We start from the raw sequence: 25,696 nt of genomic DNA, 5'->3' as shown, positions 1-25,696 counted from the left end.
CGGGATGGTGCGGCGAGCGCCACTACCCTGCGGCGCCCTGCCGCTCCGCGGCGCGGACCTCGTCTTCGAGCGTGCGCACGGCGTGACGGAGCGCCCGTTCGGCGTCGAGTCCCCCGGCGCGTGCCGCGGCGACGGTCGCGAGCAGCGCGGCACCGAGTTCAGCCTCGTCGGCGAACGCCGGGGCCTCGAGTGCCGCCCCGGTCGCAGCATCCGTCACGCCGACCTTCTCGGCCTTGCCGAGCACCTTCTGCGCGAGCGCGAGCGCCGGCATGCCGCGCGGAATGCCGTCGAGCACGCTCGTGCGATGCGGCTTCTCGTCGGCCTTCAGCTCATCCCAGAACGAGACGACGTCTGCGGCGGTCTCGGCCGTGCGGTCGCCGCCGAAGACGTGCGGATGCCGCGACACCATCTTCGCGGTCATGTGCGACGCGACGTCTTGGATGTCGAAGCGCTCACCGTCGGTGTGCGCGGCGATGTCGGCGTGGAAGAGCACCTGGTAGAGCACGTCGCCGAGCTCCTCGATCATCTCGTCGCGGTCGCCCGACTCGATGGCGTCGATGAGCTCCCAGCTCTCCTCGACGAGGTACTGCACGAGCGAGGCGTGCGTCTGGTCGGCGTCCCACGGGCAGCCGCCCGGAGCGCGAAGCAGCGCGACGGTGTCGATGAGCTCCTCGAGGTGCGTGGCGGCACGCGCGGTGGACTCCGCCGTGCTCCCAGGTCGGATGTCGCCCACGATCGCTCCCGTCCGGGCGGAGCCCCGCCCTCGCAGCCATGGTAGGCGCTCCGCCCCGCCCGCCCGATAGGATCGGACGCGGAGTGCCGGGAAGTCTGGTCGGCCGGCGGGAGACCGCCGTCATCAACGTCTTCCCGCGCCGCACCGCCATCGACGGGCGTCGCCGAACAGGGGTCTGCATGGTTCGTGAGTACTCGATCGCCCTGGCGCGCAACTTCCTCGGTGACGCGCCCCGCTGGTACAAGATGACGATCGTCGCGTTCCTGGCGCTGAATCCGCTCTTCCTCCTCGCGCTCGGGCCCTTCGCCACCGGCTGGATCTTCGTGGCCGAGTTCATCTTCACCCTCGCGATGGCGCTGAAGTGCTACCCACTCCAGCCCGGCGGCCTCATTGCGATCGAGGCCGTCGTCATCGGCATGACGAGCCCCGAGAGCGTGTACCACGAGACGCAGGCGAACTTCGCCGTCATCCTGCTGCTGATGTTCATGGTCGCGGGCATCTACTTCATGCGAGAGCTGTTGCTGGTGGTGTTCACCAAGCTGCTCGTCGCGGTGCGCTCCAAGCTCCTGCTCTCGCTCACCTTCACCGGGGTAGCGGCGCTGCTCTCGGCGTTCCTCGACGCGCTCACGGTGATCGCGGTCATCATCGCGGTCGCAACCGGGCTCTACTCCGTCTATCACCGCTTCGCCTCGAATCGGGCCATCGACGACGAGCACGACCACGACGACGACGAACTCGTGAACGACCCGATGAGGGGCGACCTCGATCGCTTTCGCCACTTCCTGCGCAACATCATGATGCACGCCGCGGTCGGCACTGCGCTCGGCGGACTCGCGACGCTCGTGGGCGAGCCGCAGAACCTCCTCATCGGCGAGCTCGTCGGATGGGGCTTCGGCGAGTTCCTGGTGCAGATGCTGCCAGTTTCGATTCCCGTCCTGATCGTCGGACTCCTCACGACCGTGCTGCTCGAGAAGACTCGCTGGTTCGGCTACGGCGCCGAGCTGCCCGCGTCGGTGCGCGAGGTCATGGAGCGGTGGGAGCGGGCAGAGGCGGCCAAGAGCGGCCCGCGCCGCCGCGCCCGGCTGACGGTCCAGACCTTCACCGCTCTCGCGCTCGTCGCGGCGCTCGCGCTTCACGTCGCTGAGGTCGGACTCATCGGCCTCATGGTGATCGTGGTCGCGACGGCGTTCAACGGCGTGATCCACGAGCACTCGCTCGGCCACGCCTTCCAAGAGGCGCTGCCGTTCACAGCACTGCTCGTGACGTTCTTCGCGATCGTGGCCGTGATCAACGACCAGGGCCTGTTCACGCCGGTCATCGATCTCGTGCTCGCGCGAGACGGGCCACAGCAACTGACGTGGCTCTTCATCGCGGCAGGCGTGCTCTCCGCCATCAGCGACAACGTCTTCGTCGCGACCGTGTACATCACGGAAGTCGCGAACGCCTTCAGCGCCGGCACGATCAATCGCGAGCAGTTCGAGGCGCTCGCCATCGCCGTCAACGCGGGCACGAACGTGCCGAGCATCGCGACGCCGAACGGCCAGGCGGCCTTCCTGTTCCTCCTGACGTCGGCACTCGCGCCGCTCATCCGGCTCGGCTACCTGCAGATGCTCTGGATGGCCCTGCCCTACACGATCACGATGACGACGACGGCGTTGCTCGCGATGAACTTCCTGGTCTAGCTTCTGGCGCGCTCGCGCTCGCGGACCCGCACGCGCACGCGCGTGCTCGCGCGCTCGGGCCGTCAGGCGGTGGCGGATGCATCGACCGCCACCTCTGGCACCGGGAAGATCGCCGTGATCAGCTTGGCGACCCACTCGATGAGCTCGCCGTCGCCGAGCGGCTCGCCGCCTGGCATCGGGAACGGCACGAGGATGACGTCGTTCTGCGCGAAGTGTCGTGCCCCCGGATAGAGCCGCTCGAGGCGAACGCGACGCGAGTCGGGGATCGCCGCTGGCGCGATGCGGAGTTTCGAACCGGTGGCGAGGACCTCGGAGAGACCGGCGAGCTGCGCCCGCCGACGGAGCCGGGAGATCGCGATGAGGTGCTTGACGGCGTCGGGAGGCGAACCGTAGCGGTCGACGAGCTCGTCGAGCACCGCGCCGATCTGGTCCTCCTTCGCCGCTGGCCCGCTTGCCGCCGAGAGCTTCTGGTACGCCTCGAGTCGGAGCCGCTCGCTGTCGACGTACTCCTCGGGGATGTGCGCGTCGACGGGAAGCTCGAGCCGCAACTCGGTCTGCCCTTCGGCGACGTCGCCGCGGAACGCCGACACGGCCTCGCCGATCATGCGCAGGTAGAGGTCGAACCCGACGCCGGCGATGTGCCCGGCCTGCTCGGCTCCCAGAAGATTGCCCGCGCCGCGGATCTCGAGGTCTTTCAGCGCCACCTGGATGCCGCTGCCGAGCTCGTTGTTCGCCGCGATGGTCGAGAGGCGGTCGTGCGCGGTCTCGGAGAGGGGCTTCTGCGGGTCCCAGAGGAAGTACGCGTAGGCGCGCTCGCGGCCACGGCCGACGCGGCCGCGCAACTGATGCAGCTGCGAGAGCCCGTACTTGTCGGCGCGGTCGATGATGATCGTGTTCGCGTTGGTGATGTCGAGGCCGGTCTCGATGATGGTCGTCGAGACGAGCACGTCGAACTTGCGCTCCCAGAAGTCGACGACGATCTGCTCGAGCACGTGCTCGTTGAGCTGGCCATGCGCCACCGCGATGCGCGCCTCGGGAACGAGTTCGGCGAGCTGGGCCGCGACCCGGTTGATCGACGAGACGCGATTGTGCACGAAGAAGATCTGGCCCTCGCGGAGCATCTCGCGGCGGATCGCCGCGGCGACCTGCTGCTCGGAGTACGGCCCGACGAACGTGAGGATCGGATGCCGGTCTTCGGGCGGTGTCGCGAGGGTCGACATCTCGCGGATGCCGGTGACGGCCATCTCGAGCGTGCGCGGGATGGGGGTCGCGCTCATGGCCAGGATGTCGACGTTGGTCTTCAGCTTCTTGAGCGCGTCTTTGTGCTCGACGCCGAAACGCTGCTCCTCGTCGACGATGAGCAGGCCCACGTCTTTGAACCGGATCTGCTCGGTGAGCAGCCGATGCGTGCCGATCACGAGGTCGATCGTGCCGTCGGCGAGCCCGGCGATGGTCTCGCGCGCCTCTTTGTCGGTCTGGAAGCGCGAGAGGGCCCGCACGTGCACGGGGAATCCGGCGAAGCGCTCGGTGAACGTCTCGAAGTGCTGCTTCACGAGCAGGGTCGTCGGCACGAGCATCGCCACTTGCTTGCCGTCTTGGATGGCCTTGAATGCGGCCCGCACGGCGACCTCGGTCTTGCCGAATCCCACGTCACCCGCGAGCAGGCGGTCCATTGGGATGGGCCGTTCCATGTCGGCCTTCACCTCGTCGATCGTCTGCACCTGGTCGGGCGTCTCGGTATAGGGGAACGCCTCCTCGAGCTCGTGCTGCCAGGGAGTGTCGGGGCCGAACGCGTGGCCCTTCGCGGCCATGCGCGCCGAGTAGAGCTTCACGAGCTCGACGGCGATCTCGCGCACCGCCTTGCGGGCGCGGCCCTTCGCCTGGGACCAGTCGCTGCCGCCCATCTTCGAGAGCGACGGCGCCTCGCCGCCGACGTAGCGGCTGAGCAGGTCGAGCTGGTCGGTGGGCACGTAGAGCTTGTCGCCGGCCTGCCCGCGCTTGGACGGTGCGTACTCGATCACGAGGTACTCGCGCACCGCGGTCGGCGCCTGCTGGATGCCGGCGGTGCGGCTGGGGCCGGTTGGACGACTGCCCGTGGCGACCTCGCGCTGCACCATCTCGACGAATCGGCCGATGCCGTGCGTCTGGTGCACGACGAAGTCGCCCGCCTTCAGCTGCAGCGGGTCGACGACGTTGCGCCGGCGGCTCGCGAGCTTCTTGCCCTGCCGGGAGTCGTACCCTGCGGCGCGCCCGTAGAACTCGGCCTCGGCGATCAGGCCGAGCTTGGCCTCGGGCACCTCGAACCCGCGAGCCGCGTCGGCCTGCACGAGGAACGCGACGCCGGGCTCGAACACGGCCGGCACCTCGTCGACGATGCGTGCCGCGAGGCCCTGCTCGGCGAGCACGTCGCGTGCTCGCTCCACCAGCCCGTGACCGGCGGATGCCACCACGAGGCTCCACCCGTCGCGAAGGCGCTCGGCGGCATGATCGACGGCACCGGCGACGTTGCCCTGGAAGCTCGGCACCGCGTTCGCCGCGAGGCGGATGTAGGAGGTGTCGGCCGTGGCGCCGCCGCCTGCCGCGCTCGACCCACCCGCCGCGCTCGAGCCGGTCACGACGTCGGCCGCGTCGCCGAGGTCGAACCCGCTGAAGGTCCACCACACGCGTCGCGGATCGGGCTCCCCCGGCGCACTGAAGAGCGCCGCCTCGCGCAAGGCGCGCATGGTCAGGAAGTCGCCCGCGGCGAGATCGATCGGCGCCTCGGCGCCCGCCGTCGCGGCGCTCCACGCGGCGGCGAGGAACTCGCGGTTCGTCTCGCCGAGGCTCACGGCACGGCCGGCCACCCGCTCGGGGGCGAGCACCGCGACCGCAGCACCTTCGGGCAAATAGCGCGTGAGCGGCACGAGCCGGTCGAGGAGCGCCGGCGCGAGGGACTCCATGCCCTCGACGGGGATGCCCTCGGCGACCTTCTCGAGCAACCCGGAGAGGCTCGGGAACTCATGCACCATCTCTCGCGCGCGCTGGCGCACCGACGGCGTGAGCAGGAGCTCGCGGCTCGGCGAGAGCTCGACGCGCTCGATCGGCTCGGGCAGCGAACGCTGGTCGGCGACGGAGAACGAACGGAGCTCCTCGACCTCGTCGCCGAAGAACTCGACGCGCACCGGGTGGTCGGCCGTGGGCGGGAACACGTCGAGGATGCCGCCGCGAACCGCGAACTCGCCGCGCCGCGCCACCATGTCGACACGGGAATATGCGAGGTCGACGAGCTTCGACGAGATCTCGGCGAGGTCGTACCCTCGCCCGCCCGCGACGAGTTCGACCGGAGCGAGCTCGGCCAGGTTGTCGGCGAGGGGCTGTAAGGCGGACCGCACGGACGCGACGATGACGAGCGGATGCCGGGACCCGGCCTCCTGCCACTCGTGCATGCGCCGCAGCGCATGGAGCCGGCGGCCCACGGTCTCGGCGCTCGGACTCAGCCGTTCGTGCGGCAGCGTCTCCCACGCGGGGAACTCGAGGATCTCGGCGTCGCTGAAGTACGGCGCGATCGAGGCACGCACCGATTCACCCTCTCGGCTGGTCGCCGTGACCACGAGGAGCGACGGCGGCAGCCCCGCCTCGGCACGCCGGCGGAGCAGGCCGGCCAGCAGCGGCGCATCGAGTCCGTCGGGCGCCGAGAAGTCGGCGTTCCTGGTGGCCTGCGCGAGCGCGCCGTCGATCGTGGAGGCGCGGGAGAGCGCCGTGAGCAAGCCATCGAGTGTCACCGCACGAGTCTACGCGCGGCATCCGACGCTCCGGCGGGGGTGGAGTGCACAGATGACCGTCGGCGCGTGCCGATACGATGGGCGCCGCACGCGAACACCAGGAGGCCCTCGACATGATCATCGCCGCCGCCGATGGATCGGCCCTCGGCAACCCGGGTCCGGCCGGTTGGGCCTGGTTCGTCGACGAGACGCGCTGGGCGGCGGGCGGGTGGAAGCACGCCACGAACAATCAGGGCGAGCTGAAGGCCGTGCTCGAGCTCTTCCGGGCGACTGCGCACCTCGACGACGAACTCCTCGTGCAGTGCGACAGCCAGTACGTGATCAATTCGGTGACGAAGTGGATGCCCGGCTGGAAGCGCAAGGGCTGGCGCAAGGCCGATGGCAAGCCGGTCATGAACGTCGAGCTCCTGCGCGAGCTCGACGAGGCGATCGCCGGTCGCCGATACCGCTTCGAGTGGGTGAAGGGGCACATCGGCCACGAGCTGAACGAGGCGGCCGACCTCCGTGCCCGGGCGGTCGCCGAGGCCTACCAGCGCGGTCTCGAGATCCCGACGGGGCCGGGGTGGGGCGGTACATCCCCGTCGGATGCCGCTGCGCCCGTGCTGCAGGTCGAGCCGCCGCTTCCCGTCACCGACGTCGCACCCTCCGACGTCGCATCCCAGCTCGACGACGACCGCGCCCTCGACGACGCGGCGCTCTTCGAATTCGACGACCCGTCGGCCGACTGGCTGACGATGACCCTCGAGCTCACCACCGAGGAGCACACCCGCCTCATCGAACGCGCCCGCGCCGCTGGCGTGCCCCCTGAGGAGTTCCTACGCGGGCTCATCTGATTCCGTGGCGACCCGGCAACGCCGGGGCCAGCCTTACGCCGGTGAGTGGAAGCGCTGCTGCGCCGCGACGAGACCGTCGCTCACGACCGCCTCGACGGCATCCGCGGCATCCGAGAGCAGATTCGGCAAGGCGCCCCGCTCGGTGCCGGAGAAGTCCTTGAGCACGAAGTCTGCGGCGTCCTGCCGGCCGGGAGGCCGGCCGATGCCGACCCGAACCCGGGTGAAGTCGCCCGAGTCGACGGCCTTCACGATGTCGCGCAGCCCGTTGTGGCCGCCGTGGCCGCCGCCCTGCTTCAGGCGCACGGTGTCGAACGGGATGTCGAGCTCGTCGTGCACGACGATGAGCCGGCTTGGCGCGAGCGAATAGAACTTGAGGAGCGCCGACACCGGCCCGCCAGAGGTGTTCATGTAGCCGTTGGGCTTCGCGATGACGAGCTTCGGCCCTCCGGGGCGCAGGAATCCCTCGGCGACGCGAGCGGGCGTCTTGTGGCTCTTGAACGCGGCCCCGAGGCGAGCGGCGAGCTCATCGGCGACCATCTCGCCCACGTTGTGCCGATTGCCGGCGTACTGCGCGCCGGGGTTGCCGAGGCCGACCACGAGCCACGTGTTCTCGGCCACGGCGTCGTCCTTCCGGCGGGGTCGCAGCAGGTCGAGAAAGCCCATGTCGCCTCCCTGCAGCTGGAAATGGTGCGGGGCCCGCGACCCGCATTCCGAGAGTACCCGGATGCGGCGCCGCGGGCCCCGTTCGTTCGGTGCCTACTCGGCCGACTCGGCCTCGGCCTCGGCGGGGGCCTCTTCGGCGGCGGCTTCGGCGGCGGCCTCGGCGGCCTCCTCGCCGAGGTCGACCTTCTGCGGCTCGTGCACGAGCACGACGAGGGTCTCGGGGTCGCTGAGCAGCGTCGAGCCGCTGGGGAGCTCGACGTCCTTCGCGTGGATCTGCGCGCCGTCTTCGAGGCCCTCGATGCTCACGACGACGTTCTCGGGGATGTGCGTGGCCTCGGCCTCGAGCAGCAGGGTCTTCGCGTCGAGGTCGGCGATGGTGCCGGGGTACGACTCGCCCGAGAGGTGCACGGGAACCTCGACCTGGACCTTCTCGCCCTTGCGGACGACGATGAGGTCGAGGTGCTCGATGATCTGGCGCACCGGGTCCTTCTGCACGTCCTTCACCAGGGCGAGCTGGCTCTTGCCCTCGATCTGCAGGTCGAGCAGGGCGTTCGCCTTGCGGATGATGAGGCCGATCTGGTGCGCCGGAAGGGCGAGGTGACGGGGGTCGGTGCCGTGCCCGTAGAGCACGGCAGGGATCTTGCCGGAGGCGCGCAGCTTGCGGGCCGCGCCCTTGCCGAAGGACTCGCGCGCGTCAGCGACGACCTTGTTGTCTTCATCCATGGTGATTCTCCTTGCGGGCTCTCGGCCCAGATCATGTGTCTGTTGTTTCGACTCGAACGCGCGCACTCGAGGTGCGCTGTAGCGTGAGGAAAGCCCTGAAGCCCGCTTCACCGCGTCGATCACGGATGCCGCGATCAGGACGAACCCGATTCGCACGGCATCCCTCGCCGAAGTTCAACGGCCGAGTCTACCAGCCCGTCGCCCTCCCGGCTTCGCGGGTCGCGGCTCGCTATCCTCGAGACATGAGCTCCCGCCTGCACGATCTCGTCGTCGAGGCGCTCGGGCGACGCATCGTCGCCGGCGAATTGCCTGCGGGAGCGATCATGCTCGCCGAGCACGTCGAGGCGGAGCTGCGCGTCTCCCGCTCGGTCGTCCGCGAGGCGGTGCGCGTGTTGCAGTCGCTCGGCTTGGTCGACCCCGTGAAGCGGGTCGGCATCCGGGTGCAGCCGATGAGCGACTGGAACCTGTTCGATCCGTCCATCATCCGCTGGCGGATCGGCTCGGGCGGAAAGGGCACGCAGCTCCGTTCGCTCACCGAGTTGCGCTCCGCGGTTGAGCCGGCGGCGGCCGAGCTCGCGGCCGTGCACGCGCCCGCCGACGTCGCCGCCGAGCTCATGGGCGTCGCCGCACAGATGCGCGCCGTCGGCCGGGCGGGGCGCCTGCAGGAGTTTCTGGTGCTCGACATCCACTTCCACTCGCTCGTGCTCAGCGCCTCGGGCAACGAGATGTTCTCGAAGCTGCGCGGAGTGATCGGCGAAGTGCTGCGCGGCCGCACCGACTACGGGCTAATGCCCGCACAACCGCACGAGGAGGCGCTCCAGCTCCACGTCGATGTGGCCGATGCCATCCAGGGCCACCGCGCCGAAGCGGCTCGCTCCGCAATGGACCAGATCATGCGCCGCACGATCGCCGAGGTCGAACAGGTGTGGCTCGAGGACGAGCGCGTCTTCCTCGGCTGAACTCGAGCCTCCAGCCTCGAGCCTCCAGACCTGAGCCGCCAGACCTGAGCCTCCAGCCTCCGGCCTAATCGAACCGGAGGAGCACCTTGCCGCTCGCCCCCGCGTCGACCGCGACCGTGAACGCCTCGAGCGCATCCGCCATGGGGAACTCGTGCGTGATGACCGGATCGACGAACAGGCTGCCGTCGGCGAGCGCCGCGATCACCTCGTCGATCTCGTCGTTGAACCGGAAGGAGCCGACGAGTTCGAGTTCGCGGGTGATCGCGAGCGAGATGAGTGCGGGCTGTTCGCCTGACGGCAGGAGTCCGACCATGACCACCCGCCCTCCGCGGGCGGCGCCTCGCACCGCCGACGCGAGTCCCCGGTGGTTGCCCGAGGTCTCGAACACCACGTCGGCCTCGACTGCGGCGATGGCGGCGGCATCCGTCGCATGCAGGGTTCTCGCGGCACCGAGTTCGCGAGCGATCGCGAGCGGCTTCTCGAACATGTCGACGGCGACGATCTCGGCGGCACCCGCTCGCCGGAGCACCGCGATCACGAGCGCCCCGATGGGGCCGCTGCCGACCACGAGCACCCGCGCACCGCGCACGTTCCCGGCGCGCGACACCGCATGCCAGGCCACGCTCGCGGGCTCGACGAGGGCGGCTCCTCGAAGCGAGAGCGAGTCGGGCAACGCCCGGAGCATGCGAGTCGGAAGCACGGCGTACCGTACGAAGGCGCCGTCGGTGTGCGGCACTCGGGCGGCGCTGCCGAGGTAGGTGCACCCCGGGGAGAGGTTCGGGCGGTCCGCCGGGAAGCGCGCGCCGTCACCTGGCCCAGGCGTTGCCGGGTGCACGGCGACCCGCGTGCCGGTCGCCGGACCGCTGCCGTCGCGAGCGGAGGCGACGACCGTGCCCACAACCTCGTGGCCGAGCAGCATCGGCGCGCGGAGGATCGACTCCCCCGCCGCGCCGTGCTGCCAGTAGTGCAGGTCGGACCCGCAGACCCCGCCGTAGGCGATCTCGACGACGGCCTCATCGGCCGCCGGCGCCGGCACCGCGACGTGCTCGACTCTCATGTCTCCCGCGGCGTGCGCGACGACGCCCAGGCTCTCGGTGGGGAGCACGATCTCGGTCGGAATGCTGTTCATCGTCTTCCCTCTCACACCACGGCCGTCATGCCGCCGTCGATGAAGACCACCTGGCCGTTCACGAAGTTCGAACCGTCGGAGGCGAGCCACACCGCCGGCCCGACGAGATCCTCGACCGATCCCCAGCGATGGGCGGGGGTTCGTCCCAGGATCCACGAGTTGAACGACTCGTCGTCGACGAGGTTCTGCGTCATCTCGGTATGGATGTACCCGGGCGCGATCGCGTTGATCTGCAGCCCGTGCGCCGCCCACTCGGCGGTCATCGCACGGGTGAGGTTGCGGATGCCACCCTTCGATGCCGTGTACGGCGCGATCGTGGGCCGGGCGAGGTCGGCCTGCACGGATGCCACGTTGATGATCTTGCCCGCGCCGCGCGGGATCATGTGGCGAGCCGCCTCACGCCCGACGAGGAACGCGCTCGTGAGGTTCACGCGGAGCACGCGCTCCCAGTCGGCCACGTCGAGGTCGAGCATGGGCTCGCGGTGCTGCACACCCGCGTTGTTGACGAGGATCGCGAGGGGGCCGACGTCGCGCTCGATCGAGGCGATGCCCTCGGCCGTGGCAGCGGCATCCGTCACATCGAAGGCACGCGACGCCACGCGCTCGTCGCCGTATGCCAGCGCGAACGCCGCGTGCCTGCGTTCGAGTCGGTCGGGGTCGAGGCCGTTCAGGACGACCGTGGCCCCCGCCTCGGCGAGTCCGGCAGCGATGGCGCGGCCGATGCCGCGGCTGGATCCGGTGACGAGCGCGATGCGCCCGGTGAGATCGAAGAGGTTCGAGGCCATGGTCGTCCTTCCCGGGGGCCGGCTAGAACGCACCCGCGACCAGGAAGATCGCGAGTGCGAGCACGAAGCCCATAGTGCCGACGAGTGCCTGGCCGACCGTCCACGTCTTCAGGGTCGTCTTCGTGTCCATGCCGAAGAAGCGGCTCACGAGCCAGAAGCCCGAGTCGTTGACGTGCCCGGCGAAGACCGAACCCGCGGCGAGGCTCAGCACGATCGCGACGAGCTCGACGGGATTGAACGCGGGGTTGTCGAGCACGACGGGCTGCACGAGCGCGGCGGCCGTGGTGAGCGCCACGGTCGCGGAACCCTGGGCGAGACGCACGACGGCGGCGATCACGAAGCCCGCCACGATCACCGGCAGGCCGATCGAATCGAGCGACTCCGCGATGGCGTTGCCGATGCCGCTCGCGCGGAGCACGCCACCGAACATGCCGCCGGCGCCCGTGATGAGGATGATCGAGCACACCGGGCCGAGGGCGCTGTCGACGACCGTCTCGACGAGGCTGTGGCTCTTCTTCTGACGCCAGCCGAGCAGCCACATCGCGAACATCACGGTGATGAGCAGCGCGATCGGCGTCTCGCCGAGCAGGCGGAGCACCTGCACCCAGGTGTCCTCGAGCGAGACGAGGCCGGCAGTCGCCGCCATGTTGAGGCCCGTGTTGATGAAGATCAGCCCGAGCGGCAGGAGCAGCAGGAACACGATCGTGCCGAGCTTCGGCGCCGAGTGGAACTCGTTCTCCTTCGAGCCGGCCGGGGCGTCGAGGATGGTCGGGACGGGGATGTCGAACCGGCGCGCGAGCACATGGCCGAAGAGGTATCCCACGACGTACCAGGTCGGGATGGCGATGACGAGACCGAACACGAGCACGAGGCCGACATCGGCACCGAGGAGGCCGGTCGCGGCGACCGGGCCGGGGTGCGGCGGCACGAAGATGTGCATGACCGAGAACGCGGTCGCGGCGGGGAACGCGTAGAACAGCAGCGAGCCGCCGAGGCGCCGTGCGACCGTGAAGATGATCGGCAGCATGACGACGAGGCCCGCGTCGAAGAAGATCGGGAAGCCGAACATGAGCGACGCGACCGACAGTGCGAGCGGTGCGCGCTTCTCGCCGAACTTCGCGATGAGCGCGTTCGTCAGCACCTCGGCGCCGCCGCTCACCTCGAGCATGCGCCCGAGCATCGCGCCGAGCCCGACGAGCAGGGCGACGCTCCCGAGCGTTCCGCCGAAGCCCGTGAGCAGCGTCGGCACGAGCTGCCCGGCGGGCACCCCCGTGGCGATCGCGGTGAGCACGCTCACGATCACCAGCGCAATGAACGCGTGGATGCGGAACTTCATGATGAGCAGCAGCAGCACGGCGATCGCCGCGACGGCGACGCCCAGCAGCCCGGGTGTCCCGAGCGTCCAGTTGAGTTCGAGGTCGGTCATCGTTGTCCTTCTGTTCGAAACGGCGGTTGGCGGTGGTGATGCTGGTCGTGCGCGGAGTGCTGGTGCTCAGCCGGTCAGCTCGGCGAGTCGCGTGCGAACCTCGTCGACGATCTCGTCGGGGCTCTGTCGCACGTCGACGACGATGCCGCGTTCGTCGTCGCCGAGCGGCTCGAGGGTCTCGAACTGCGAGGCGAGCAGGGTGTCGGGCATGTACTCGTGCCGGCGCCCGCGCTGCCGTTCGGCGATGAGGTCACGCGAGCCCACGAGGTGAACGAACACGGTTTCGGGCGCGTAGGCGATGAGCTGGTCGCGATAGCGGCGCTTCAAGGCGGAGCAGGCGACGACGATGGGCCGGCCCTCGGCGATTTCGGCTCCGATCCGCAGCGCGATGATCTCGAGCCATGGGGCGCGGTCCTCGTCGTCGAGCGGATGTCCCGCGGCCATCTTCTCCTTGTTGGCGCGTGGGTGGAGGTCATCGCCGTCGATGAACTCGATGCCGAAGGCGCGGGCAATGGACTCGCCGATGGTGGACTTCCCCGAGCCGGAGACCCCCATGACGATGAGTGGTGGGATGGATGACGCAGACACGCTTCGCTCCTCAGACGCTTCATTACATCCGATTAGCAACCGACCGAGCGGTCTTAAATCAGATTTATCGGGCGCTACGCTACCACAAAGCGGAGGCGAGCCTCCGCACGGGTCACCAGAGGTCATCCGGATGCCGGGATGTGCGCAGTGTCGTTACGCTTGTTCCGAATCCCGACAAAAACTATGGAAGCGTCGCGCCCACGGGGCGATGCGAGGAGGAAAGATGGCGGACAGCCGGGCAGCAGCGAACATCGGCGTCGTCGGAATGGCGGTCATGGGGTCCAACCTCGCCCGCAATCTGGCGAGTCGCGAGGGCAACACGGTCGCCGTGTTCAACCGCTCGCCCGAGCGCACGCGCACCCTCGTGAGCGAGCACCCCGAGGCCGGGTTCGTCGCGACCGAGAGCTACGACGAGTTCGTCGCCTCGCTCGCCAAGCCGCGCACCGCGGTCATCATGGTGCAGGCCGGCAAGGGCACCGACGCCGTGATCTCCGAGCTCGTCTCCCGCTTCGAGCCGGGCGACATCATCGTCGACGGCGGCAACGCGAACTTCCTCGACACGATCCGCCGCGAGCAGCAGATCAGCCCCAGCGGCATCCACTTCGTCGGCGCCGGCATCTCCGGCGGCGAAGAGGGCGCGCTGAAGGGCCCGAGCATCATGCCCGGCGGCAGCGCCGAGTCCTACGAGACCCTCGGCCCGATCCTCTCCTCGATCGCGGCGATCGCCGAGGGCGAGCCGTGCGTCACCCACGTCGGCACCGACGGCGCGGGCCACTTCGTGAAGATGGTGCACAACGGCATCGAGTACGCCGACATGCAGCTCATCGCCGAGGCCTACGACCTCATCCGCCAGGGCACCGGCAAGTCCCCCGCAGAGATCGCCGACATCTTCGCCGAGTGGAACACCGGCGAGCTCGAGAGCTACCTCATCGAGATCACGGCCGAAGTGCTCCGGCAGACGGATGCCGCGACCGGCCAGCCCCTCGTCGACGTCATCCTCGACCAGGCCGGCGCCAAGGGCACCGGCGCGTGGACCGTGCAGAACGCCCTCGACCTCGGCGTGCCGGTCTCGGGCATCGCCGAAGCGGTCTTCGCCCGGAGCCTCTCGTCGCGACCCGCGCAGCGCGCAGCAGCACGCGACCTCCCGGGCCCCTCGGGCGACTGGCGTCCCGACGACGAAGACGCATTCGTCGAAGACGTGCGCCGGGCGCTCTACGCGTCGAAGATCATCGCCTACTCGCAGGGCTTCGACGAGATCGTCGCCGGCGCCGAGCAGTTCGGCTGGGAGATCAAGAAGGGCGACATCGCGAAGATCTGGCGCGCCGGCTGCATCATCCGCGCCCGGTTCCTGAACCGCATCGCCGACGCCTACAGCGACGACCCCGAGCTCGTCGTGCTCGTGTCCGCCCCCTACTTCCGCGACGCGGTCGCCGGCACCCAAGACAGCTGGCGGCGCGTCGTCGCCGCGGCGGCCTACGCCGGCATCCCGACGCCCGCATTCTCGTCGTCGCTCGCGTACTACGACGGCCTGCGTGCGGCCCGACTGCCCGCGGCGCTCGTGCAGGGCCAGCGCGACTTCTTCGGCGCCCACACGTACAAGCGCGTCGACAAGCCGGGCGTGTTCCACACGCTCTGGTCGGGCGACCGCACCGAGATCGAGACGTCGCCCTCCTCGCACTGACGAGGGCCGGCGAGTCTGCGATGACCGCGCACGCGATGGCGGCGACCGGCGACCCCGGTCTCCAGCCCGAGCGCACCGCTCTCGCGTGGAGTCGCACGGCGCTCGCCCTCGCCGTGAACGCGCTGCTCTCGATGCGGGCCGGTCTCGTCGTGGGCGAGCCGTGGCTGGTGGCGATCGGGGCGCTGTTGTTCGCGGCATCCGGCGCTGCGATCGCGGTCGGCACGGTGCGCCGCCGGGAGCTCTCGGGCGTTCGACTCGTGATCACCCCGCCACGTGGCGCGCTGATCGGCGTCGCCGCCGCCACGCTCCTCGCGAGCGCCGGCGGCGTCGGCGCAGTGTTCCTCGAAGGCGCGTCATGAGCGACCGGCACCCCGAGTTCGACGGCGATCCGTTCGACGACGACCGGCCGGTGTTCGGAGCGCGGCGGCGGCGCGTGCTCCGCGCGGTCGTACTCATCGCCGTCGGGGCCCTCGTGCTGCCCCTCGTGCTCTCCATCTACGGCGTCGCGCGTGCGGCGGCCGATCGGGCCTGCGCCCAGTACGTGTCCGTCTACGACGCCGACGCCCTCGGATCCCGCATCTCGTTCGAGCTGTTCGCCCGCGGCGGCCCCGGCTGGCAGTGCTTCGCCACAGCGGGCCACGGCGGCGGCACGCACATCGCGAACCTCGGCCTCCTGCCGAGCGCGCCGCGCCTCCAGATCATCGACGAGCGCCAGAGCTGATAGGGCGGCTCGGGCTGATCGGGCTGATCGGGCTGATCGTCACCGCGGCACGGCTTCGGTGTGCGGTGCAGCATCGGGCACCTGCCCGATCACGCGAAGCAGGTCGAGTGCCGCGGCATCCGCGCTTCCGGTTTCGGCGGAGTAGGCGACGATCCGCAAGTCGGTGCCCTGCACGGTCAGCACGTCGCAGTCGAGCGTGAGCATCCCGACCTCGGGATGCTCGATCGTCTTGCGATCCGACGTGTGCGTCGACACGTCGGATCGCGCCCAGAGCTCCGCGAATCGGGTCGACTCCGCGAGGAGTACACCGACGAGCTCAGCGAGCTCACGGTCGTGCGGGTATCGGGCATTCGCCTGACGGAGGTCGGCCACCACCTCCGCCTCGAGCGCCTTCCGTTCGCCGGGATCGTGGCGCACACGCCCCGGCGCACCGAGGAAGATCTGCCACGGGAGGTTGCGTTCGTGCCCCGTGCCCTCGAGCGGCGAGCCCATGAGCGCGTCCCAGAGGGGGTTCGAGGTGACGAGGGTCCAACGCGCGTCGAAGACGGCCACGGGCAGGTCGCGCATCCTTTCGACGAGGCGCTGCACCCCGGGTGTCAGGTGCGCGTCGACGACACCGGCCGACGGCGCGAGGAGTCCGGCGAGCAGAAACAGGTGGTCGCGCTCGGCGGTGGTCAGCCGAAGCGTGCGGGCCAGCGCCGAGAGCACCTGGGGCGACGGATGCTGCGAGCGGCCCTGTTCGAGTCGTGTGAGGTAGTCCACCGAGAGTCCCGCCGCGAGCGCGACCTCCTCGCGTCGAAGGCCGGCCGACCGCCGATTCCGGCCGACCTGGATGCCGGCCTCACCGGGATCGGCCCGATCGCGCCAAGAACGCAGCATCCGGCCGAGCTCGCGCTCATCGTCGCTCATCCTTCGAGTATCGCCCGGAACACGATCGCGAGGGTGGTACCGCCGGTCCCAGGATCAGGAGACGACTGGGCGGAATGCATGCGGCATCCGACGATGGGGACATGACCATCACCCTCATCACCGGAGGCAACAAAGGCCTCGGATTCGAAACCGCCCGCACGCTCGTGGAGGCCGGCCACACCGTGTACCTCGGCGCCCGCGACCCCGGTCGCGGGGAAGCGGCAGCCGCTCGGCTCGGCGCCCGTCACCTGACCCTCGACGTCACCGACGACACATCCGTCGCCGCTGCGGCGGCCCTCATCGAGCAGCGCGAGGGCGTGCTCGACGTGCTCGTCAACAACGCCGGCATCGGGGGGACCTTCGCCGCGCCGCGCGACACCCGCGCCGAGCAGGTGCAGCAGGTCTACGACACGAACGTCTTCGGCATCGTCCGCATGATGCACGCGTTCATCCCACTGCTCGAGCGATCGGCAGCGCCCGTCGTCGTCAACGTCGGCAGCGGGATGGGCTCGCTCGCAGTCACGACCGACCCGGAGCGGCTCGAGTCCGGGCTCGTCGGCATCGCCTATCCCTCGTCGAAGACCGCGGTGAACATGATCACCACGCAATACGCGAAGGACCTGCCGCGGTTCCGCGTCAACGTGGTCGACCCCGGCTACACCGCCACCGACCTGAACGGTCACCGCGGCATCCAGACCGTTGCGGAGGGGGCAGCCATCATCGTGCAGATGGCGAGCATCGGTGCGGATGGACCGACGGGATCCTTCTTCGCCGCGTCGGGACCCATCGCTTGGTGACGGCAGTCGCCGGGAGACGGTCGACGTGGGCACTCACCTGCGCACTCAGCCATCGTCGCCCGACGGCGTCTCGTCGGGGAACACTCGCTTGTACTTCCGCCCGTCGGGCAGTTCGACGGTCTCGGCCCGCATGAGGCCCCGGGTGACCCGCTGGTAGATCGCCTGCGGCGTCACACCGAGTCTCGCCGCCGCCTCGGCGACCGCCAGCCCGGGCAGCTCGGTGGGCGAACTCGACGGACGATCGCGCTTGCGCCGACGACTCGCCTCCTGGCGCGCCGCGATCGCCTCGTCGTCGCCGGCCCAGCGGTACTTCGCGGCCGAGGGGCTGAGCCGCGCAGCATCCCCGATCTCCTCCCAGGCCTCGCCGGCGTCGAGCGCCTCGCGCACCGCGGCGAGCGACGCCGGGTCTGCCTCGAGGGCGGTGATGAGCGAACGGATGCCCCGGAGCCGCTCGAGCGGCGTCACCTGCGTCACCTCGCCGCCACTGTCGTCGCTCAGCGCGTCGAGCGCCACCAACTCGGCGAGGGCCCGGGCCGACTCGACAGACAGGAAAGGCATCGCGGCCCCGCTCACGCGTTGAGCAGGGTGTTGCGCACCTGGCGGCGCAGCACCTTGCCGATGAGTGAGCGCGGCAGGTCGTCGACCTGCACGACGCGCTTCGGCACCTTGTAGGCCGTGAGCTCATCCCGCGCGCGAGCGCGGATGGACGCTTCGTCGAGCGTCGCGCCGTCGCGCAGCACGACGACGGCCACGACCTGCTCGCCGGAGTGGTCGTCGGGCAGCCCGACCACCGCGACGTCTTCGACGTCGGGATGGCGGCGGATCGCCTCTTCGACCTCGCTCGGGGCCACGTTGAAGCCGCCGGTGATGATGAGCTCCTTGATGCGGTCGACGACGCGCACGAAGCCGGCCTCGTCGACCGTGACGATATCGCCCGTTCGGAACCACGCGGCGCCGCCGTCGGTCGACGGCACGAACACTGCCTCGGTCTCTTCGGGCTTCAGCCAGTAGCCCGAGAACACCTGCGGGCCGCGCACGATGAGCTCGCCCTCGGCACCGGGCTCGCGATCGACCATCGGGTCGTCGGGATCGACGACGCGGATCTCGGTGCTCGGCAGCGGCAGCCCCACGGTTCCCGCCTTGCGATTCGCGGAGATGGGGTTGGCGATAAGCACCGGCGAGGTCTCGGAGAGGCCGTATCCTTCGACGAGGATTCCCCCGGTCTCGGCCTCCCACGGCTCGATGACAGCGGCCGAGAGCGGCATCGCACCCGAGATCGCGATGCGGATGTCGGCGAGCGACACGCCCGCGGCAGCGGCAGCCTTCGTGAGCCGATCGTAGATCGGCGGCACCGCGGGCAGGAAGGTCGGCGGTCGCCGCTTCACGGCCTTCAGCACGAGGTCGGGGTCGAACCTCGGGAAGAGCACGAGCCGCGAGCCCATGCTCGTCGCGAACGCGAGGCAGAGGGTGAGCCCGTAGGCGTGGAACATCGGCAGCACGCCGTAGACGACCGAGGTGCCGCGCTCGATGGCCGGCACCCACGCCCGGGTCTGCGCGGCGTTGGCGCAGATGTTCGCGTGCGTGAGGGTGGCGCCCTTCGGGCGTCCGGTGGTGCCGCTCGTGTACTGGATGAGCGCGACGTCGTCGACGCCCGGCGTGGGGACGTGGGCGTCGATGCGGGCGGAGGCGACGAGGTCGTGCCACGGCGTCGTGCCGCGCACCTTCGTAGTGAGGGCGGCACGGGACTCCCGGGCCTTCGCCACGGGCAGCCGCAATGCGATGCGGGTGAGGAGGGGCATCGCCCGGGTCAGGTCGACCGAGACGATCGAGCTCACCGCGACATCCGGCGGGAAGGCCTGGACCGTCTCGACGACCTTGTTCCACGCGATCACGACGCGCGCACCGTGGTCTTCGAACTGGTGGCGGAGCTCACGGGGCGTGTAGAGCGGGTTGTGCTCGACGACGATCGCGCCGAGCCGAAGCACCGCGTAGAACGCCACCACGTGCTGCGGGCAGTTCGGCAGCACGAGCGCGACCGGGTCGCCCTGCTTCACGCCGAGGCGACGCAGGCCCTCGGCGGCCCGCTCAACCTGCTCGCCGAGCTCGGCGTACGTCGTGGTGCGGCCGAAGAACTCGAGTGCGACGTGGTCGGCGTACTGCTCGACCGAGGCCCGAAGCAGGTCGTAGAGCGACCCGTCCTGCGGCTCGATGACGGTCGGCACTCCCTCGGCGTAGCTCGAGAGCCAGGGGCGCGGCGTCGAGACGGGCATCAGGCCGCGCCGTCGAACATGCTCGTCACCGACCCGTCTTCGAACACCTCGTGGATCGCGCGGGCGAGCAGCGGTGCGATCGGCAGGACCGTGAGTCGATCCCAGCGCTTCTCGTGGGGAACGGGGAGCGTGTCGGTCACGACCACGTGGTCGATGGCGGGGCTCTGCAGGATCTCCACCGCCGGGTGGGAGAAGACGGCGTGGGTTGCGGCGACGACGACGCCGATGGCGCCGTTCGCCTTCAGCGCCTCGGCGGCCTTGACGATCGTGCGCCCGGTGTCGATGAGGTCGTCGACGAGCAGGCAGACCCGCCCCTCGACCTCGCCGACGATCTCGTGCACCGAGACCTGGTTCGGCACGAGCGGGTCGCGGCGCTTGTGGATGATGGCGAGCGGCGCGCCGAGCTTGTCGCTCCAGATGTCGGCGACGCGAACGCGGCCCATGTCGGGCGAGACGACCGCGAGGGTCGAGGTGTCGAGCTTCTCCTTGAAGTACTCGAGCAGCACCGGCATCGCGAAGAGGTGATCGACGGGGCCGTCGAAGAAGCCCTGGATCTGCGCGGCGTGCAGGTCGATCGACATGATGCGGTCGGCGCCGGCGGCCTTGAAGAGGTCGGCGACGAGGCGTGCCGAGATCGGCTCGCGGCCGCGGCCCTTCTTGTCTTGCCGGGCGTACGGATAGAACGGGGCGACGACGGTGATGCGCTTCGCGGACGCGCGCTTCAGGGCATCGATCATGATGAGCTGCTCCATGAGCCACTCGTTGATCGGTGCCGTGTGGGACTGGATGACGAATGCGTCGGAGCCGCGCACGCTCTCGTCGTAGCGAGCGTAGATCTCGCCGTTGGCGAAGGTGCGCGCATCGGTCGGGACCAGGTCTGCACCGAGCTCCTCCGCGATCTGCTCGGCGAGCTCGGGGTGCGCCCGCCCCGAGACGAGCACGAGGCGTTTCGATCCGGTGGTCTCGATTGCAGCCATATGGTCTGTCCTCTCCACCCGCCTCGGCCGGTGCGTTCAGTCGGCGGCGGGGCCGGATGCCTCTCCGGCCGCCTCGGCCGCCTGGGCGGCCGCGGTGCCGGGTCGATGCTTCTCGACCCATCCCTCGATGTTGCGCTGTGGAGCCACGTTCACGGCGAGCGCGCCGGCGGGGACGTCTTTTCGGACGACCGTGCCGGCGCCCGTGTAGGCTCCGTCGCCAATCCTAACGGGCGCGACGAACACGCCGTGCGACCCGGTGCGCACGTGCGAGCCGATCTCGGAGCTGTGCTTCGCGACGCCGTCGTAGTTGGCGAAGATCGAGCCGGCTCCGATGTTCGAACCCTCGCCGATGGTCGCGTCGCCGACGTACGAGAGGTGCGGCACCTTGCTGCCCTCGCCGATCCTGGCGTTCTTCGTCTCGACGAACGTGCCGATCTTTCCGTCGGCGCCGAGCGCCGTGCCCGGCCTCAGGTAGGAGAACGGGCCGACGGATGCCCCGGCGCCGATCACCGAGAGCGTGGCGTCGGTGCGCTTCACCGTGGCGTTCTCGCCGATCTCGCAATCGACGAGCGTCGTGTCGGGCCCGACGACCGCGCCGGAGGCGATGACCGTGGCGCCCTTCAGCTGGGTGCCCGGCCGGATCGTGACGTCGGCTTCGATGCGCACCGCGAGATCGATCCACGTGGTCGCCGGGTCGTCGATCGTGACCCCGTTCAACTGCCAGCCCCGCACGATGAGGGCGTTCAGCCGGGCGGCCGTCTCGGAGAGCTGGGCGCGGTCATTGATGCCCGCGACGAGCCACGGCTCGGAGACGGGCACGGCTTCCACCTCGGACCCGGCCGAGCGCAAGAGGCCGATGACGTCGGTGAGGTACTTCTCGCCTTGCGCGTTCGAGGTCGTGAGGTTCGCGAGCTGGTCGCGTAGGGCGCTCGCGCCGAAGGCGTAGATGCCGGCGTTGATCTCATCGATCGCGCGCTCGTCGTCGGAGGCGTCCTTCTGCTCGACGATGCGGTCGAAGGCGCCCGCCGCGTCGCGCACGACCCGCCCGTAGCCCGAGGGGTCGTCGTAGACGGCCGAGAGCACGGATGCCGCGGCGGCTCGCGACCGGTGGCCCTCGAGGAATCGCGAGAGCGTCTCTGCGTCGAGGAGCGGCACGTCGCCGTTCAGCACGAGCACCTCGCCCTCGAAGTCGGCGGGCAGCGCCGCCATCGCCTGCTCGACCGCCCGGCCGGTGCCGGGGATGTCGTCTTGATCGACGATCGCGGCGCCCGGGAACTCCGCTGCGACGGCCTCGGCGACGCGGTCGCGCTCGTGGCGCACCACGGCCACGACGTGCGCGGCGTCGAGCGCCCGCGCCGTCGCGAGCACGTGCGCGACGATCGGCGCACCGGCGAGCGGGTGCAGCAACTTCGGTGTCGCGGACTTCATGCGGGTGCCCTGCCCGGCCGCCAGAACGATGATGGCGAGATTGTGATCCATGCTCCGCCGCCAGGACTCGAACCTGGACCGAACAGCTCCAAAGGCTGTCGTGCTGCCATTACACTACGGCGGATCGCGCGGGAGCCTGTGGCGATCGCGCGACATCCAGTCTGCCATGAGCGAGCATGTGCTCAGCGGCATCCGGCCCCCTGACCGCGTGAGATGCGCCCTCGCGAGATAATGGCCGGATGACGGATGCAGACGAAGTCGACCGTATCGTCGGCGACTGGGAACGGGAGCGGCCCGATCTCGACTTCGCGCCGCTGCAGGTGCTCTCGCGGGTCGCGAGGCTGGCGAAGCACCTCGACCGGGCACGCCGCCAGGCCTTCACGCGATCCGAACTCGAGTCGTCGGAGTTCGACGTGCTCTCCGCACTTCGTCGAGCGGGCTCGCCGTACCGGCTCTCCCCCAAGCAATTGCTGCAGCAGACCCTCGTCTCGAGCGGCACCATGACGAACCGCATCGACCGGCTCGTCGAACGCGGACTCGTCACCCGCCAGACCGACCCGAACGACGGCCGCGGCATCCTCGTCGAGATGAGCCCCGCGGGCCTCACCAGAGTGGATGCCGCGATCACGCGGCTCGTCGACGCCGAGGCCGAGCTGCTCGAGAGCCTGCCTGCGGCCGAGCAGAAGCGCCTCGCGGGGTTGCTCCGGAAGTTGAGCCTCGGGTTCGACTGAGGCGGCGCTCCGGCGCAACCCGGAAGGTCGCCGCACCCGACGCCTACGGCCGCATCGCGCATTGGCCGACGACGCGGGGTGCAGCGCTCGAGCTCATCACCACCGGCACGGGCACCCGATCCACCTCCGCACTCGAGCTACCGGCGGAGCACCTTGCGGGCGAGCCAGTTGCCGAAGAACTGCACGCCCTGCACGAAGACGACGATCAGCAGCACCGCGGCCCAGGTCACGACCGGCTCGAACTGGCGATAGCCGTAGACGAGCGCGAAGTTTCCGAGGCCGCCGCCGCCGATGAAGCCTGCGACGGCAGTCATGTCGACGATCGCGACCATCACGAACGTGTACCCGAGAATGAGTGGACCGAGCGCTTCAGGGATGACGACGGTGCGCAGGATGCGGAACGGCCCCGCGCCCATCGCCTTCGCCGCCTCGATGACGCCAGGTGAGACGGTGAGCAGGTTCTGCTCGACGATCCGCCCGATCGCGAACGATGCCGCAAGGGACAGCGCGAAGATGAGGGCGTTGTTGCCGATGCCGGTGCCGATCACGAGCCGCGAGAGCGGCTGCACGGCGGCGATGAAGATGATGAACGGGATCGGCCGGAAGAAGTTGATGATGACGTTCAGGATGTTGAACACCGCACGGTTCGCGAGCAGGCTCCCGGCGCGCGTCGTGTACAGCGCCAGGCCGATGGCGAGGCCCGCGAGCCCGCCGAACAGCAGCGTGAGCGACACCATGTAGAGCGTCTCGAGGGCGGCGACCCAGAACTCGCTCCCGAGCTCGAAGAGGCGATCCATCACGCCACCTCCGTCACGTCGACGCGAGCGGCGATCTGCGCGAGCGCCGCGTCGATCGCGGCATCCGCACCCCTGATCGCGAGGGTGAGGTGACCGAAGGCTCGCCCCTGGATGTCGTTGATTCCGCCGAACACGAGCTCGAACTCGAGGCCAGCTGCAGCGAGCTCGACGAAGACCGCGGCCTGTGAGGCATCGCCGTCGCGGAACGAGATCGTGACGAGGCGGCCCTCGTGCCGCTCGCGCAGCACCGCGAGCTCGGCGGGCGACGGGATGCCCTTGACGACCGTCGACACGAATCGCTGCGACGCGGTGTTCTGCGGGTTGGAGAAGACCTCGAAGACGTCGCCGTTCTCGACGACACGTCCGCCGTCCATGACCGCGACCTTCGTCGCGATCGACTGGATCACGTCCATCTCGTGCGTGATCACGATCATCGTGATGCCGAACTCACGATTCACGCGCTTGAGGAGGGCGAGCACCTCTTGCGTCGTCTCGGGGTCGAGGGCGCTCGTCGCCTCGTCGGCGAGCAGGAGCTGCGGCGAGGTCGCGAGCGCACGCGCGATGCCGACGCGCTGCTTCTGGCCGCCCGAGAGCTGATCGGGGTAACTCCTCGCCTTGTCGGTGAGGCCGACGAAGTCCAGCAGCTCGTCGACCCGCACTGCGATCTCCGCCTTCGGCCGGCCCGCGACCGTCAGCGGGTATGCGACGTTCTTCCACACCGACTTCGAGTTGAAGAGGTTGAACTGCTGGAAGATCATGCCGATGCGGAGCCGGATGCCGCGGAGCTGACGCTCGGGAGTGGCCGTGATCTCGGTGCCGTCGACGACGATGCTGCCGGAGGTCGCAGGCTCGAGCGCGTTCACGAGCCGCACGAGCGTCGACTTCCCGGCACCCGAGTATCCGATGATGCCGTAGACGTCACCGGCTTCGATATCGAGGGTCACGTCATCGACGGCGACGATCGGCTCGGCGTCTTTCTCAGGTGCCGGATACGTCTTCGTGACGTTACGCAGGGCGACGAGCGCCATGGGTTCGTCCCTAGCCCTTCGCGGCTTTCGTGTCGGCCTCGACCTTGGTGAGCGAGTCGACGAGGTCGGCCACGGGCGTCTGCACCGGGACCGCGGTGTTCCCTGAGGACTCGACGAGGGCGGCCTGCACGTCGGCGTCGTTCTGGAAGATCTCGACGAGCTTCAGGTAGGTCTCGTTGTCCTTGTCCTCTGCGCGGGCGGCGAAGATGTTGACGTAGGGCAGCGCGTTCGGGTCGCTCGGGTCGTCCTGCGCGATCGCGTCCTCGAACTTGAGGCCGGCGTCCTCGACGAAGTCGTTGTTGATGACTGCCGCCGCGACGTCGGGCAGCGACGTGGGCGTGAGCGACGCCTCGAGCGCGGTGACCTTGACCTTCGACGCGGACTCGTCGATGTCGGCGAGATCGGAGAAGATCGTTCCGCCGCTCTTCAGCTCGATGAGCCCGGCCGACTGCAGCACGAGCAGCGCACGGGCCTGGTTCGACGCGTCGTTCGGCACGGCGACGGTCTCACCCTTGGGGATGTCCTTCACCGAGTCGTACTTCGTCGAGTAGAGGCCGAGCGGGTAGATCGCGGTCGCCCCGATCGGGGTGAGGTCTTCGCCGCTCGACACGTTGTAGTCGGCGAGGTACACGATGTGCTGGAACTGGTTGAGGTCGAGCTCGCCCTCGCTCGTCGCGGGGTTCGGCTGGGCGTAATCCGAGAAGTCGACGACCTCGACCGTGATGCCCTCGTCGGCTGCCGCCTGCTCGAACGCGGCCCACTGCGGGTCGCCGGCTCCCACGACGCCGATCTTCACGACCTCGTTCGCGGCGTCGCCGTCGCCCGAGGCCGGGCTCGCGCAGGCGGCGAGGCCGACGAGGAGCGGCACTGCGGCGAGTGCGGCGATGAGCTTGGTACGGTGTGACATGTGGTTCCCTTTCGCGTTCGGCGCGCCGCGATCGAGTGCTGATGGCGTGATTCAGGCATGGCTCCGCCACGGTTGGTAACGGTGGGGGCTTCGATGCCGCGAGCGCGGGCGCACTTCCACGTTAGTCGAAGGATCTTCGGCTCGTGACGACGTGGTCATGTCTCGTCA

The 25,696-nt window shown here is 69.6% G+C and carries 24 protein-coding genes and 1 tRNA gene; 8 read left to right on the top strand and 17 right to left on the bottom strand.

Translation table 11 applies throughout. The features are described 5' to 3' along the window. Positions 1–22 precede the first annotated feature (22 nt). The gene (locus J7E25_RS06825) at positions 23–733 is read right to left on the bottom strand and encodes a MazG family protein (RefSeq protein ID WP_215005573.1); all 711 of its coding nucleotides are present in this window, start codon (positions 731–733) and stop codon (positions 23–25) included. A gap of 83 nt (positions 734–816) precedes the next feature. Here J7E25_RS06825 and nhaB point away from each other — a divergent pair, with 83 nt between their 5' ends. Continuing rightward, on the top strand, positions 817–2,415 hold the full coding sequence (gene nhaB / locus J7E25_RS06820) for a sodium/proton antiporter NhaB (protein ID WP_214869172.1): 1,599 nt from the start codon (positions 817–819) through the stop codon (positions 2,413–2,415). A gap of 62 nt (positions 2,416–2,477) precedes the next feature. Here the strand turns inward: nhaB and mfd are convergent, their stop codons facing one another. After that, positions 2,478–6,176 (bottom strand): transcription-repair coupling factor, encoded by a 3,699-nt coding sequence (mfd, locus tag J7E25_RS06815; RefSeq protein WP_214869170.1) that lies wholly within the window; start codon positions 6,174–6,176, stop codon positions 2,478–2,480. Positions 6,177–6,289: 113 nt separating this feature from the next. On the opposite strand from mfd, the gene J7E25_RS06810 reads away from it, so the two are divergent. Continuing rightward, positions 6,290–7,009 carry a ribonuclease H gene (locus tag J7E25_RS06810; RefSeq protein ID WP_214869168.1) on the top strand — a complete coding sequence of 240 codons (720 nt, stop codon included), beginning with the start codon at positions 6,290–6,292 and terminating at the stop codon, positions 7,007–7,009. Between the two features lie 33 nt (positions 7,010–7,042). Here the strand turns inward: J7E25_RS06810 and pth are convergent, their stop codons facing one another. Both pth and J7E25_RS06800 read right to left on the bottom strand, forming a co-directional pair. Further along, entirely contained in the window at positions 7,043–7,672 is a 630-nt protein-coding gene (gene pth / locus J7E25_RS06805; RefSeq protein ID WP_215005582.1) for an aminoacyl-tRNA hydrolase, read from the bottom strand. A gap of 93 nt (positions 7,673–7,765) precedes the next feature. Further along, on the bottom strand, positions 7,766–8,395 hold the full coding sequence (locus J7E25_RS06800) for a 50S ribosomal protein L25/general stress protein Ctc (protein ID WP_214869166.1): 630 nt from the start codon (positions 8,393–8,395) through the stop codon (positions 7,766–7,768). 242 nt (positions 8,396–8,637) lie between these two features. Between J7E25_RS06800 and J7E25_RS06795 the strand changes: the two genes are divergently transcribed. Next, the gene (locus J7E25_RS06795; protein WP_214869164.1) at positions 8,638–9,354 is read left to right on the top strand and encodes a FadR/GntR family transcriptional regulator; all 717 of its coding nucleotides are present in this window, start codon (positions 8,638–8,640) and stop codon (positions 9,352–9,354) included. Between the two features lie 64 nt (positions 9,355–9,418). Here the strand turns inward: J7E25_RS06795 and J7E25_RS06790 are convergent, their stop codons facing one another. The 4 genes from J7E25_RS06790 to J7E25_RS06775 form a co-directional block, all read right to left on the bottom strand. Continuing rightward, on the bottom strand, positions 9,419–10,483 hold the full coding sequence (locus J7E25_RS06790) for an L-idonate 5-dehydrogenase (RefSeq protein WP_214869163.1): 1,065 nt from the start codon (positions 10,481–10,483) through the stop codon (positions 9,419–9,421). Between the two features lie 11 nt (positions 10,484–10,494). Next, positions 10,495–11,268, bottom strand: a complete 774-nt coding sequence (locus tag J7E25_RS06785) for an SDR family oxidoreductase (protein ID WP_214869162.1) — start codon at positions 11,266–11,268, stop codon at positions 10,495–10,497. A gap of 22 nt (positions 11,269–11,290) precedes the next feature. After that, positions 11,291–12,694 carry a GntP family permease gene (locus J7E25_RS06780; protein ID WP_214869161.1) on the bottom strand — a complete coding sequence of 468 codons (1,404 nt, stop codon included), beginning with the start codon at positions 12,692–12,694 and terminating at the stop codon, positions 11,291–11,293. A 66-nt stretch (positions 12,695–12,760) separates the two neighbouring features. Next, on the bottom strand, positions 12,761–13,282 hold the full coding sequence (locus J7E25_RS06775; RefSeq protein ID WP_308164407.1) for a gluconokinase: 522 nt from the start codon (positions 13,280–13,282) through the stop codon (positions 12,761–12,763). A 223-nt stretch (positions 13,283–13,505) separates the two neighbouring features. Here J7E25_RS06775 and gndA point away from each other — a divergent pair, with 223 nt between their 5' ends. Genes gndA through J7E25_RS06760 form a run of 3 tightly spaced genes read left to right on the top strand, consistent with a single transcriptional unit; the run spans position 13,506 to position 15,684 of the window. Next, positions 13,506–14,963: an NADP-dependent phosphogluconate dehydrogenase gene (gene gndA / locus J7E25_RS06770; protein WP_214869159.1), complete on the top strand. Its 1,458-nt coding sequence runs from the start codon at positions 13,506–13,508 to the stop codon at positions 14,961–14,963. 20 nt (positions 14,964–14,983) lie between these two features. Continuing rightward, positions 14,984–15,322, top strand: a complete 339-nt coding sequence (locus tag J7E25_RS06765; RefSeq protein ID WP_214869158.1) for a DUF202 domain-containing protein — start codon at positions 14,984–14,986, stop codon at positions 15,320–15,322. After that, on the top strand, positions 15,319–15,684 hold the full coding sequence (locus J7E25_RS06760; protein ID WP_214869157.1) for a hypothetical protein: 366 nt from the start codon (positions 15,319–15,321) through the stop codon (positions 15,682–15,684). Before J7E25_RS06765 ends, J7E25_RS06760 begins: the two co-directional genes overlap by 4 nt. Before the next feature lie 39 nt (positions 15,685–15,723). Here J7E25_RS06760 and J7E25_RS06755 read toward each other — a convergent pair whose 3' ends face one another. Continuing rightward, positions 15,724–16,593 (bottom strand): helix-turn-helix transcriptional regulator, encoded by an 870-nt coding sequence (locus tag J7E25_RS06755; protein WP_214869156.1) that lies wholly within the window; start codon positions 16,591–16,593, stop codon positions 15,724–15,726. A 101-nt stretch (positions 16,594–16,694) separates the two neighbouring features. On the opposite strand from J7E25_RS06755, the gene J7E25_RS06750 reads away from it, so the two are divergent. Then, positions 16,695–17,390 (top strand): SDR family NAD(P)-dependent oxidoreductase, encoded by a 696-nt coding sequence (locus J7E25_RS06750; RefSeq protein ID WP_214869155.1) that lies wholly within the window; start codon positions 16,695–16,697, stop codon positions 17,388–17,390. Positions 17,391–17,435: 45 nt separating this feature from the next. Here the strand turns inward: J7E25_RS06750 and J7E25_RS06745 are convergent, their stop codons facing one another. The 5 genes from J7E25_RS06745 to J7E25_RS06725 all read right to left on the bottom strand — a co-directional run bounded on the left by J7E25_RS06745 (position 17,436) and on the right by J7E25_RS06725 (position 22,189). After that, the gene (locus J7E25_RS06745; RefSeq protein WP_214869154.1) at positions 17,436–17,948 is read right to left on the bottom strand and encodes a hypothetical protein; all 513 of its coding nucleotides are present in this window, start codon (positions 17,946–17,948) and stop codon (positions 17,436–17,438) included. An 11-nt stretch (positions 17,949–17,959) separates the two neighbouring features. Next, positions 17,960–19,660: a long-chain-fatty-acid--CoA ligase gene (locus tag J7E25_RS06740; RefSeq protein ID WP_214869152.1), complete on the bottom strand. Its 1,701-nt coding sequence runs from the start codon at positions 19,658–19,660 to the stop codon at positions 17,960–17,962. Further along, positions 19,660–20,637 carry a ribose-phosphate diphosphokinase gene (locus J7E25_RS06735; protein WP_214869150.1) on the bottom strand — a complete coding sequence of 326 codons (978 nt, stop codon included), beginning with the start codon at positions 20,635–20,637 and terminating at the stop codon, positions 19,660–19,662. The genes J7E25_RS06740 and J7E25_RS06735 overlap by 1 nt, the downstream gene beginning before the upstream one ends. A 36-nt stretch (positions 20,638–20,673) precedes the next feature. After that, positions 20,674–22,116 (bottom strand): bifunctional UDP-N-acetylglucosamine diphosphorylase/glucosamine-1-phosphate N-acetyltransferase GlmU, encoded by a 1,443-nt coding sequence (gene glmU / locus J7E25_RS06730; protein WP_214869148.1) that lies wholly within the window; start codon positions 22,114–22,116, stop codon positions 20,674–20,676. A gap of 1 nt (position 22,117) precedes the next feature. Continuing rightward, positions 22,118–22,189: transfer RNA gene (locus J7E25_RS06725), tRNA-Gln, on the bottom strand. 115 nt (positions 22,190–22,304) lie between these two features. On the opposite strand from J7E25_RS06725, the gene J7E25_RS06720 reads away from it, so the two are divergent. After that, complete coding sequence (locus J7E25_RS06720) at positions 22,305–22,796, top strand: MarR family winged helix-turn-helix transcriptional regulator (protein WP_214869146.1); 492 nt, start codon at positions 22,305–22,307, stop codon at positions 22,794–22,796. Between the two features lie 137 nt (positions 22,797–22,933). Here the strand turns inward: J7E25_RS06720 and J7E25_RS06715 are convergent, their stop codons facing one another. Genes J7E25_RS06715 through J7E25_RS06705 form a run of 3 tightly spaced genes read right to left on the bottom strand, consistent with a single transcriptional unit; the run spans position 22,934 to position 25,528 of the window. Next, on the bottom strand, positions 22,934–23,593 hold the full coding sequence (locus tag J7E25_RS06715) for a methionine ABC transporter permease (RefSeq protein ID WP_214869374.1): 660 nt from the start codon (positions 23,591–23,593) through the stop codon (positions 22,934–22,936). Further along, positions 23,593–24,621, bottom strand: coding sequence for a methionine ABC transporter ATP-binding protein (locus J7E25_RS06710; RefSeq protein ID WP_214869144.1), 1,029 nt, complete (start codon positions 24,619–24,621; stop codon positions 23,593–23,595). The genes J7E25_RS06715 and J7E25_RS06710 overlap by 1 nt, the downstream gene beginning before the upstream one ends. 10 nt (positions 24,622–24,631) lie before the next feature. Continuing rightward, positions 24,632–25,528: a MetQ/NlpA family ABC transporter substrate-binding protein gene (locus J7E25_RS06705; RefSeq protein WP_214869142.1), complete on the bottom strand. Its 897-nt coding sequence runs from the start codon at positions 25,526–25,528 to the stop codon at positions 24,632–24,634. Positions 25,529–25,696: the final 168 nt, after the last annotated feature.

Origin of the sequence: Agromyces sp. ISL-38 (genome assembly GCF_018613935.1) — a bacterium.
Taxonomy (GTDB): domain Bacteria; phylum Actinomycetota; class Actinomycetes; order Actinomycetales; family Microbacteriaceae; genus Agromyces.
This window is presented reverse-complemented; position numbering and strand designations above follow the sequence as displayed.